The organism is Cryobacterium algoritolerans, assembly GCF_004402785.1.
Classification (GTDB): Bacteria; Actinomycetota; Actinomycetes; order Actinomycetales; family Microbacteriaceae; genus Cryobacterium; species Cryobacterium algoritolerans.
The window spans coordinates 1-4,433 of the sequence record NZ_SOFP01000004.1; the positions used below are offsets into that span (position 1 = coordinate 1).

3 protein-coding genes and 2 pseudogenes are annotated in these 4,433 nt (G+C 63.6%); 4 read left to right on the top strand and 1 reads right to left on the bottom strand.

The genetic code is table 11. The features are described 5' to 3' along the window. The 4 genes and pseudogenes from E3O19_RS00165 to E3O19_RS00180 all read left to right on the top strand — a co-directional run. Positions 1-94, top strand: a pseudogene (locus E3O19_RS00165) (IS982 family transposase); the annotation flags it as partial. Positions 95-328: 234 nt separating this feature from the next. Continuing rightward, positions 329-2,641, top strand: a complete 2,313-nt coding sequence (katG, locus tag E3O19_RS00170; RefSeq protein ID WP_134564623.1) for a catalase/peroxidase HPI — start codon at positions 329-331, stop codon at positions 2,639-2,641. A gap of 428 nt (positions 2,642-3,069) precedes the next feature. Further along, on the top strand, positions 3,070-3,372 hold the full coding sequence (locus E3O19_RS00175; protein WP_134564624.1) for a putative quinol monooxygenase: 303 nt from the start codon (positions 3,070-3,072) through the stop codon (positions 3,370-3,372). Positions 3,373-3,469: 97 nt separating this feature from the next. Further along, a complete protein-coding gene (locus E3O19_RS00180) occupies positions 3,470-3,958 on the top strand; it encodes a hypothetical protein (RefSeq protein ID WP_134564625.1) in 489 nt (162 codons plus the stop codon). Positions 3,959-4,018: 60 nt separating this feature from the next. On the opposite strand, the pseudogene E3O19_RS00185 reads toward E3O19_RS00180, so the two are convergent. Beyond that, a pseudogene (locus E3O19_RS00185) lies at positions 4,019-4,303 on the bottom strand (ATP-binding protein); the annotation flags it as partial. Positions 4,304-4,433: the final 130 nt, after the last annotated feature.

Sequence of the window (4,433 nt, forward strand, 5' to 3'; positions counted from 1 at the left end):
CGCCGGCCGGCTACTCGCCCTCGCCGCCGGAATCTGGCACAACTGGCTCCTCGGAACACCCAACAAACGATCCCTCATCGCCTACGACCATTAGGACTCACTCATCTAGAAGTCAGTCACTTTCTTGGCATGCCACGCACACCTTGCGGGAATACGATCTTTCTATCGGGCTTCCCGTCACGTCGGCAGCCCGCGACGCACCGCCTCACAGCAGCGTCGAAGCATCGCTGCACCACAGATTGACGCTGCTGCGATGCGGCGGCTGATCGTTAAATTGTGACCCCGACGACACCGTTTCTCATCCAGCTAAAGCACACAGGGAGCATCAATGGGCACTGACGACCAGACCAACACATGCAGTTTCCACATGAGCGGTGCGCTGCCAGCAGGCGGCGACCACCTCGGTGGCACCTTCGGTCAGTCGCCGACCCTGGACAGTTGGTACCCGCAGCGTCTCCGGGTTGAGCTTCTCCACCGGAATGGCGTAGACGCCGACCCGCTCGGCGCGGACTTCGACTACGCGGCGGCTTTCGCCACGATCGACCTCACGACGCTCAAATCGGACATCAAGCGACTGCTCACCACATCGGTCGACTGGTGGCCGGCGGACTACGGCAACTACGGTCCACAGATGATCCGAATGGCGTGGCATGCCGCCGGCACGTACCGAATTGCCGACGGCCGTGGCGGAGCGGGCACCGCGATGCAGCGGTTCGCACCAATCGGAAGCTGGTGGGACAACGGCAACACCGACAAATCACGACGACTCCTACAGCCGATCAAGCACCAGTACGGCAACGCTCTGTCGTGGGCCGACCTTATGGTCTTGACCGGCAACTGCTCCCTCGAGTTGATGGGCCTGCCGACGTACGGCTTCGGTGGTGGACGACTCGATGCGTGGGAACCGGACGACGGCACCTGGTGGGGCCCGGAGGTCTGGAACCCGCACGCGGTCGCGAGCCCTGACGAGATGGTGAGCCGCGACGAACGCTGGCATGGTCAGAACGGCGAAGCGGACTACGACCTGCAGAGCCCCCTGGCCGCGTCGCACCAGGCGCTCATTTACGTCAACCCTGAGGGGCCCTATTCGAACGGTGACCCGCTGGGCTCAGCACGCGACATTCGCATCACGTTCACGCGGATGGCGATGAACGACGAGGAAACGGTGGCATTGATCGCCGGTGGCCACGCGTTCGGTAAGAGCCACGGCCAGGTACCCGCATCCGACATCGGACCGTCACCCGAGAAAGCCCCGATCGAGTCGATGGGGCTCGGTTGGCACAACCCGGTGGGTACCGGCAGTGCCGAGCACACTTCGACCAACGGCATCGAGGGCAGCTGGACTCCGAACCCGACACAGTGGGACAACACCTACCTCGAGAACCTGTTCGCGTACGACTACGAGCAGAAGAAAAGCCCGGCCGGCGCGCTGCAGTGGACACCGACTGACCCGGAGGCGCCGAAGACTCCGGACGCCCACGTACCCGGTCAGATGAACCCGCTCATGATGATGACCTCGGACATCGCACTCAAGGTCGACCCGGAGTATCGGGCCATATGCGAGCGTTTCCTGGCCGACTTCGATCTGTTCACCCTCGCGTTCTCGAAGGCCTGGTACAAGCTCACGCACCGCGACATGGGGCCGAAGCACCGGTACCTCGGCCCGGAGGTCACCATCGCCGACGACCTGCTCTGGCAGGACCCGCTCCCGGACGCAGCAGGATCCTCACTCGACGAGGCCGACGTGGCAGCGCTCAAGGAAGCCGTCCTCGCGACCGGGCTGTCCGTGTCCGACCTCGTCTACACGGCGTTCTCCGCCGCCTCGACCTACCGCGACAGCGACAAGCGCGGAGGGGCGAACGGTGCCCGCCTGGCCTTGTCGCCGCAGAAAGACTGGGCGGTCAACCGACGCACCGTCCCAGTCATCGACGCGCTGCGGAACGTGCAGGCGGCTTTCACGGCGACGTCGGGCGGACGGAAGGTGTCTCTCGCCGACCTCATCGTCCTCGCCGGCAGCGCCGCCGTGGAGCAGGCGGCACGGGCGGCAGGATCTGACGCCAGCGTGCCGTTTACGCCAGGCCGTGTCGACACGACGCAGGAGTTGACCGACATCGAGATGTTCGAGTGGCTGCGACCCATTGCGGACGGGTTCCGCAACTTCGTGTCCGAGCGCTTCGAGGAGTTTGCTCCGGGCGTCGCGCCCGAGGCGGTATTCCTCGACAAGGCGAACCTGTTCACTCTCACTGCACCGGAGTGGACCGTCCTGCACGCCGGGCTCCGCGTGCTCGGCAGCAACTGGGACGGGTCCGACGTGGGTGTGCTCACGGATCACGTCGGAGTCCTGACGACCGACTTCCTCGTGAATCTGACCGACACCGACCTCATCTGGACGAAGGACGACGAGACCGCGATGACCTTCACTGGTCGGGTTCAGGCGACCGGCGAGGCTCGCTGGAGGGCCTCCCGGAATGACCTGGTATTCGGCTCGAACGCGCAACTGCGGTCGATCGCCGACGCCTACGCGGGCAGCGACGGGCAAGAGCGGTTCGTCCGCGAATTCATCCGCGTCTGGTCGAAGGTCATGATGCTCGACCGCTACGACGTCAAGGGCCACAAGCGTTACGGGGCGATGGCCGCCTGACCCCGGAGGTCGCGTCCCGGCGAGCTGACGGCGTGGAGGCACGGCGCGGTCACGCGCTGAGCCTCCAAGCCGTCGAGGCTTTGACCGAACGACGCTTGAGGCCGCGAGCCGAACGTTGCACGGATTGATCAGGCTGGGGACGGCCAAGGAACCTCCGCGGGTAGCACGTGGTCGACCACACTCGCACCTCGACGGCCTGCGAGGGTGGACGGGCCGCTATGCTCTGGAAGCCGTTGCCCCCACTCGTAGAGACGCCGGCCGGATTTGCTTTGGCCTCGGGTCGCGAGAGGGTGCCGCTGATGTTCTCTGTGGCGGCTCGTAAGGCCTGAGCCTTCCGGGGTCATGTCCCGCTGAGGAATGCGCGTGACCGGTAGAGGTTCCCAAAAGACAGAGCATCGGCATGCTCAGGCGCTGGGTAGGGTTGTGCCATGACTTTCGCAAACGCGGGAACACTCGGTGTCGTCCCCGGTAAACGTGATGAGCTGGTCGCTCATCTGACTCAGCGCAGCGACACCCTCAAACAGATCGGCTGCCTGGCGTATGAGGTAGGGGTCAGCGACGACGATCTCGACACGGTGTTCGTCGTGGAACTATGGGACAGCGCCGAAGCGCATCAAGCTTCGCTCGCCTTGCCCGAGGTCCAAGCATCTATAGCGACCGCAAGGCCACTTCTGTCCGGCGCTTTTGGAGGGTTTCGCTTCACCGCCGTCGGATCACCACTACGCGACTGAACCGCGGCGCTCCAAGCGCACGCGCTACGATCCACCGTCGGAACTCCTCAGCCGTCCAATTAACCGTTCCCTTTCTTCCTTTGGGTAGCCTGACGACATGTGGGACACCATGAGCGCCGGTCGCGAAAAACGTGAGGAACTACACGAGCTATACCTTCGGGGACTTAAACCGGCGCAGGTGCATCTTCGGAGTCGGTTGAACGGGCCGAGCGATCCGCAACTCGATGGCAGCGTCGAAAGCCTGGACGCCGTGAACGAGTGGTTCCTAGCCCATATCAAGGAGCGTCACGAAACGCAGCGCGCAGAACTGCCATCGTGGTGGGACCCCTCGAGACCCACCTCCGAGAGAGGTGCCCCGGGGAGCGGCCCGTTCACGTCAGCGCAGCTTGCCCTGATCGATGAGGTGCAGGCTTACTTCGGGGAAGTCTTGACTGCGACCTTCCCTAATGCGGAATGGGTGATCTATAAAGGCCACAAGAATGACTTCAGGAACGGTTTGACAATGCTCCAGATCGGTAAAGGACGTCCCTTTCCAGTGCGTGACGTGGTTTACAAGGAAGCTCTTGGCGTTGTTCTCTCCGGGTGACGGCGCTCAGCGAAATTCCCCAGTCCTGCTCATCGAAGCTCCCCAGGTCGCGGGGATAGATTAGCGGAAGTTTGTGCCCGTTGTCACGCGGCGGAGCTCGTTGGATTGGGCGGCGTGGTTGCGGAGCCGGTAGGAGCCGCCGTCGAGGGTGACGACGACGGATCGGTGCAGGAGCCTGTCGAGCATCGCGGCGGCGACGGTGGTGTCGCCGAGGATCTCGCCCCAGGCGCCGACGGGCCGGTTCGTGGTGATCACGATCGACGTTTTCAGGTAGCGCTGGTTGATGACCTGGAACAGCGCTGATGCGGCCTCGGCGGGCAGCGGCAGGTAGCCGAGTTCGTCGATTTATGCAGACATCTGCATAAGTCGACTAGTGCGTATCCGCTTAGCTCAGCTAGTGTGAAGTGTGTCCAAACCTGATTTTCCACGGTCGATTCTGGCCTTCCAGGAGTGGTTCGTGGATGAGCAGGCGTGC

Excerpts from the sequence above, each read along its gene's own strand:
- katG (WP_134564623.1), top strand. The coding sequence starts at position 329 with ATGGGCACTGACGACCAGACCAACACATGCAGTTTCCACATGAGCGGT.
- E3O19_RS00175 (WP_134564624.1), top strand. The coding sequence starts at position 3,070 with ATGACTTTCGCAAACGCGGGAACACTCGGTGTCGTCCCCGGTAAACGT.
- E3O19_RS00180 (WP_134564625.1), top strand. The coding sequence starts at position 3,470 with ATGTGGGACACCATGAGCGCCGGTCGCGAAAAACGTGAGGAACTACAC.